5 protein-coding genes and 1 tRNA gene are annotated in these 5,536 nt (G+C 41.8%); 5 read left to right on the top strand and 1 reads right to left on the bottom strand.

Annotation, left to right across the window (positions count from 1 at the left end):
* Positions 1-979: DNA cytosine methyltransferase (locus tag ACYTXL_RS29870; RefSeq protein WP_461927800.1), on the bottom strand; the 979-nt coding region annotated here is incomplete at its 3' end.
* A gap of 404 nt (positions 980-1,383) precedes the next feature.
* On the opposite strand from ACYTXL_RS29870, the gene ACYTXL_RS29875 reads away from it, so the two are divergent.
* The 5 genes from ACYTXL_RS29875 (at position 1,384) to ACYTXL_RS29895 (ending at position 5,468) form a co-directional block, all read left to right on the top strand.
* The gene (locus ACYTXL_RS29875) at positions 1,384-2,655 is read left to right on the top strand and encodes a WcaI family glycosyltransferase (protein WP_461927801.1); all 1,272 of its coding nucleotides are present in this window, start codon (positions 1,384-1,386) and stop codon (positions 2,653-2,655) included.
* Between the two features lie 687 nt (positions 2,656-3,342).
* On the top strand, positions 3,343-3,801 hold the full coding sequence (rsfS, locus tag ACYTXL_RS29880; protein WP_461927802.1) for a ribosome silencing factor: 459 nt from the start codon (positions 3,343-3,345) through the stop codon (positions 3,799-3,801).
* Complete coding sequence (locus tag ACYTXL_RS29885; RefSeq protein WP_461927803.1) at positions 3,798-4,298, top strand: CGLD27 family protein; 501 nt, start codon at positions 3,798-3,800, stop codon at positions 4,296-4,298. Before rsfS ends, ACYTXL_RS29885 begins: the two co-directional genes overlap by 4 nt.
* Positions 4,299-4,391: 93 nt before the next feature.
* Positions 4,392-5,345, top strand: a complete 954-nt coding sequence (locus ACYTXL_RS29890; protein ID WP_461927804.1) for an asparaginase — start codon at positions 4,392-4,394, stop codon at positions 5,343-5,345.
* Positions 5,346-5,391: 46 nt separating this feature from the next.
* Positions 5,392-5,468: transfer RNA gene (locus ACYTXL_RS29895), tRNA-Met, on the top strand.
* Positions 5,469-5,536 lie beyond the last annotated feature (68 nt).

The raw sequence follows: 5,536 nt of genomic DNA on the forward strand, positions 1-5,536 counted from the left end.
ATATTCGCCGGATTTTATAGGGATGTAAATGTACTTCGTTATTTCCATAGCAAGCTGTCGGAGAGTAACGCCATCTGTGAAGACGCTTGAAAGACTTTTTAGAATCATCTCCTTCATCAATAGCAGCAAATTTTGTAATTCCTGCTCTTGGTTGAAAACAGTTTTCAGCATTGGGATGCTTCAGCACATTATTTTTTCTAAACCAGTATTCAACTGTTAATTCTTGAGGAATGCCATCAGGACAAGGGATTATGGAATTTTCTTGGAATGGTTCGCACTTACACCAAGGATAAGCAAAAACCTTTTTTTGAGGATATACAATGTGATTGTCCCAAGGAAAATATCTCTCAGGTAGTAACTTTTCACTACCGACTTTTATTCCGATATCCTTGATAAAATTATTTTTGAAACCAATGAGAATAATTCTTTCTCTATCCTGGGGTACACCATATTCGATCGCATTAATTAACCGCTCTGTTAATATATAGCCTGCTTCCAGTAATTGTTGCTTAAGCGATTCAAAAAATAACCGATGCTTTGTCGTTCTCCACAAACCCTTAACGTTCTCAAATAAAAAGAAATCTGGAAGATTGCGGCAAATTAATTCAACGTAAGAAGCGGAAAGCTTGCCATTATCTCCTAAACGTCCTCTATTTTTCCCGCCAATAGAAAAATCAGGGCAGGGAGGCCCGCCAATGAAACCCACAATATTATTAGATTTGCGGCAGTCTTGTACTAACTCGCCAAGGTGTTGTGTTTGTAAACCTTCGAGAAGTTGGGTTATATCTCCTGCTTCTCCGTCATAATACCCGTATTCTGGCAACGGCAGATTGAGAACCTGACGTGAATGACGGTAGGCGGCGATGAATGGGGGGAAGATTTCATTGACGTAAACAATATTAAAACCGCTAGTTTCAAAACCTAAATCGAGGAAACCGGAACCAGCAAAAAAGGAGAAAATACAAGGGCGATCGCTCATTCAATAACTAAGTAAGTGGGCGTGAATAATTAAAGGTTTGTATTTAAGATATGGAGCCGTTTATTACGAGCCAATTTAATCAAGTTTGCATTGCGTAACATAGTTTGATTTATTCTTTCCCACTTAGGATGATAAAAAAGCCTTAATTAATATCGGAGTACTTAGGGTTTTTACTTACGTACCAATCAGAAATGTACACTTGAAACACTGCTTAAATAGTCAAAAAAATTCACAGGTTCCCTAAGTATTTAATATCAAATTTTACTCAATCTTTAAGGAAAATACCTGACAGAAAAACAGTCTGAAGCGACAATTAGATATAGGAGTTTCCCAGCTCCAAATTATGTTGAAGACAAATATTTGTCATTAAATAAAAAACCGGAGTACTTAGGATCTAACTTTTTATGCGAATTTTAATTTACTCCTACAACTACTATCCAGAGCCAATTGGTATTGCCCCACTGATGACTGAACTAGCAGAGGGACTAGTGAAGCGTGGGCATCAAGTGCGCGTAGTCACCGCTATGCCCAACTACCCTGAGCGTCAAATTTACCAGGAATATCGGGGTAAGTGGTATGTCAACGAATATAAAAATGGCGTTCAAATTCAACGTAGTTACGTTTGGATTCGTCCCCAACCCAACCTATTAGATCGGGTATTACTAGATGCTAGTTTCGTTGTCACTAGTTTTGTGCCTGCCCTCATCGGTTGGCGTCCAGATGTTATTCTCTCAACATCGCCATCCTTGCCAAGCTGTGTACCAGTTGCTCTTTTAGGATGGTTACGTGCTTGTCCTGTGATCTTAAATCTACAAGATATATTACCAGAAGCAGCCGTCCACGTCGGTCTACTAAAAAATAAATTGCTCATCCAGTTATTTACATTATTAGAAAAATTTGCCTATCATAATGCCAGCAAAATTAGCGTTATCGCCGATGGATTTGTGGAAAATTTGCGAACTAAGGGCGTAGAAGCTGACAAAATTGTCCAAATTCCCAACTGGGTTGACGTAAATTTTATCCGCCCTTTGCCTAAAAAAGATAACCCTTTCCGCACCGCACATAATCTGAATGGCAAATTTGTAGTACTTTATTCTGGTAACATTGCCCTAACCCAAGGCTTAGAAAGCGTCGTCAAAGCTGCTTCTGTGTTGCGCCATATCCCAGATATTGTTTTTGTGATCGTTGGAGAGGCAAAAGGTTTACAGCGATTGCAACAGGAATGTCTAGACTGTGGCGCAGATAATGTTTTGCTACTGCCATTTCAACCCCGCAAATATTTGCCACAAATGTTAGCAGCTGCCGATGTTGGCTTGGTGGTGCAAAAGAAAAATATTGTATCCTTTAATATGCCGTCAAAAATTCAAGTGCTACTTGCCAGTGGAGGAGCCTTAGTTGCCTCTGTCCCTGACAATGGTACAGCAGCAAAAGCCATCAGGCAAAGTGGCGGCGGAGTTATCGTTCCTCCAGAAGATCCCCAAGCTTTAGCAATGGCAATTTTAGATTTGTACCAAAACCCCGAAAAAGTCAAAACTCTCGGTTATAAAAGTCGCCAATATGCCGTTGAACACTATGCTTTTGAGCAAGCTTTAAATCAGTATGAGTCCTTGTGTTACTCATTGACGGCAAATCGTGGAACAATTCAGTCCACAAGAGTTACAAAACAAGAAGTTTAATCTACCGCAGTAGAGTTAGATTAGATACCCGCGCCTTCAGTGCGATTCTACTTAATTTGACCCTCAGTATCTAAGTCACAATAGATTTTGAGGGTTGTTAATTATACTTGATAATATACAGCAATGTGTTGTATTGTAGTTTTTAGTAGATAGCCTAAAGCATAGATATGGCGTTACCTGCAAATTATTAGTCCAGCATGGTCGAAATAACTATCCAGTTAAAAAAGGTAACAAAACCTTAATTTATCTGCTTTGTTTGCTTCTGCGTCATGCCTCCTTGCACTACCTTTACATTAGGCTTCTTGGATAAATCAAAAAAAGAACCCCACCCCGCCTTTGACTTACGTCAAATTCTCCCCTCCCCGCGTGCGGGGAGGGGCTGGGGGTGGGGTGTTAGGGACTTTTCCAAGAGGTTTAATATTAGGCTGTTTGATTAGTCTGCGATTATTTTCGCGATAAATTCTTGCTGGAAAGCTATTGGTTAATTTATCGCTGTACAATAACTATCCGCAACTGCTGATTGCTGATGTCGAAATCTAAACAGCCAATTATCAAACTAGCCCCATAGACACCTATTTTTTTGTTAGTATTCAAAAAAACCTATTGACACATTTTCAGATCAATTGTTTGTTGTTTGTAAGTAAATGTAAACAATTGTTTCAAAAGAAAGAAAGCACATGAGGTTTAATGACTGATTATTTCCAAGGAAATTTCCCCTTACAATCTGTTCCACTGACAAAGAGTGTGGTAAAGAGCCACGCCCAAACCGAAGATGCGAGCGGAATATTAGCTGCAACGATCGCTGTTGCGGCATCAGATCGCAAAGCGGGTGAGATTATATTGCTCAAAGTAGCAGAGGTATCTTACCTGGCTGATTACTTTGTGATGATGACTGGCTATTCTAGGGTACAAGTAAGGGCGATCGCTCAAGCAATTGAAGGAAAAGTCGAAACTGAGTTGCAACGGCGTCCCTTAAGGACAGAAGGAAAAGTCGAGGGGAGTTGGGTACTACAAGACTACGGTGATGTGATCGTTCACATCATGATGCCCAAGGAACGGGAGTTTTATAATTTAGAAGCGTTTTGGATTCATGCAGAGCGTATTTCCCTTCCAGAATCTGATCAGGGTGAGGGTAAGCCAACATGATTAGGTCTTCGGTTTCCAATTGCCCAGTTCCCACAGACCAACAACCGCTCAATGAGTACGAACAGTTAAAAACTTCCTGGCTGTTTCGTGATAGCACTTTAGATTGGCGCAAGTATATCACGAAAATTGTTTGGATTTGGGGTTTATCTTGGCTCTTAGCAGGGCCTGTAGCTGCGGCAAGTTTTCCCCCTTACAAGTATATTGCACATTTTATCCTCTGTGGTGCAGCCGGAGCCAGTATCGGGGTAGTGCTGGCACTGCTAAGGTTATACTTAGGCTGGTTCTACGTGTGCGATCGCCTTTGCAGTCCCACAGTCTTTTATGAAGAGTCCGGCTGGTATGATGGTCAAACTTGGACGAAGCCACAGGAACTCCTCAACCGCGATCGCTTGATTGTTGCATACGAAATTAAACCTATTCTGCGGCGGTTACAATTTACCTTTGCTGGGTTGGCGGGAATGTTCGTTATTGGTACTATAGTTTGGCATTTGTTTTAAAAAGTCATTGGTCATTAGTCATTAGTCCTTAGCTAATGACTAATGACCAATGATTAATGACTAATAATTAAAAAAGGTGATAAATATAAACCCATGACAATGGGAAAACGAACTCAATCCACAGCACTGGAAGTCCGGTTGCTGCGGGAAGGTATTATTGAATCCCGGCATATAGTTCAAGCTGTTGTATGCGACGAACGAGGACGGGTTCTAACCGTTGCCGGAAATTCTGAAACTGCTGGATTTATCCGTTCAGCCCTGAAACCATTTCAGGCACTCGCTGTCACCACTACAGGTACATTGGAACGCTATGCCCTGAGTGATCGCGACTTAGCAATTATCACAAGTTCCCACAAAGGAACAATAGAGCAAGTCCGACAGGTATTTAACATCCTTTGGCGGGCTGATCTTGACCCAACTGTACTCCAATGTCCAATTCCTGAAGGTAAGCGGAGTCCTCTAGAATATAATTGCTCTGGAAAACATGCAGGGATGTTAGCCGTTTGTCAACAACGCCATTGGCCGTTGAATAACTACTTGGAACGCAAGCACCCAATACAGAAGTTGATTTTGGGCAAAGTTGCAGAGTTGCTGCGAATGCCAGCTGAGGAATTTATCAGCGCTCATGATGACTGTGGCGCACCAACTTATCTGATGCAACTCGGTCATATGGCGTCTTTGTATGCACTGTTAGCCTCTAGCACCAACTTGGATCTGGAGCGCATCGTCCGTGCTATGACTCATCACCCCGCTATGGTAGCAGGAGATGGAGAATTTGATACGGAACTGATGCGTTTAACTCCAGGGGAACTGGTCAGTAAAGCTGGTGCCGAAGGAGTGCAGTGCATTGGTAGACTCGGTGAGGGCATGGGATTGGCAATTAAAGTCATGGATGGGGCAAAACGGGCAAAATACGCCGTTGCTATTCACTTACTCCAGCAAATGGGTTGGATTAGTCCCAGTACCGCAGAAAAGCTCTCAGAAAAGTTTGTCACCTTGGGAAAATACAAGCGTTTAGAAGTAATTGGAGAATTATCATTTTTGTAGTTGCCAAACTCTTGACTATAGGTTATGCTATAAAAGTCAAGAGCGACGCGGGATAGAGCAGCCTGGTAGCTCGTCGGGCTCATAACCCGAAGGTCAGTGGTTCAAATCCACTTCCCGCCACCAAATAAAAGATAAAACAAAGCCTCATAATCTGAAAAGATTTTGGGGCTTTGTTTTAATGCTCAGGTATT

This window comes from Nostoc sp. (assembly GCF_054880495.1).

Bases quoted from the DNA above. Each gene is read 5' to 3' on its own strand.
- ACYTXL_RS29875 (WP_461927801.1), top strand. From the start codon at position 1,384: ATGCGAATTTTAATTTACTCCTACAACTACTATCCAGAGCCAATTGGT.
- rsfS (WP_461927802.1), top strand. From the start codon at position 3,343: ATGACTGATTATTTCCAAGGAAATTTCCCCTTACAATCTGTTCCACTG.
- ACYTXL_RS29885 (WP_461927803.1), top strand. From the start codon at position 3,798: ATGATTAGGTCTTCGGTTTCCAATTGCCCAGTTCCCACAGACCAACAA.
- ACYTXL_RS29890 (WP_461927804.1), top strand. From the start codon at position 4,392: ATGACAATGGGAAAACGAACTCAATCCACAGCACTGGAAGTCCGGTTG.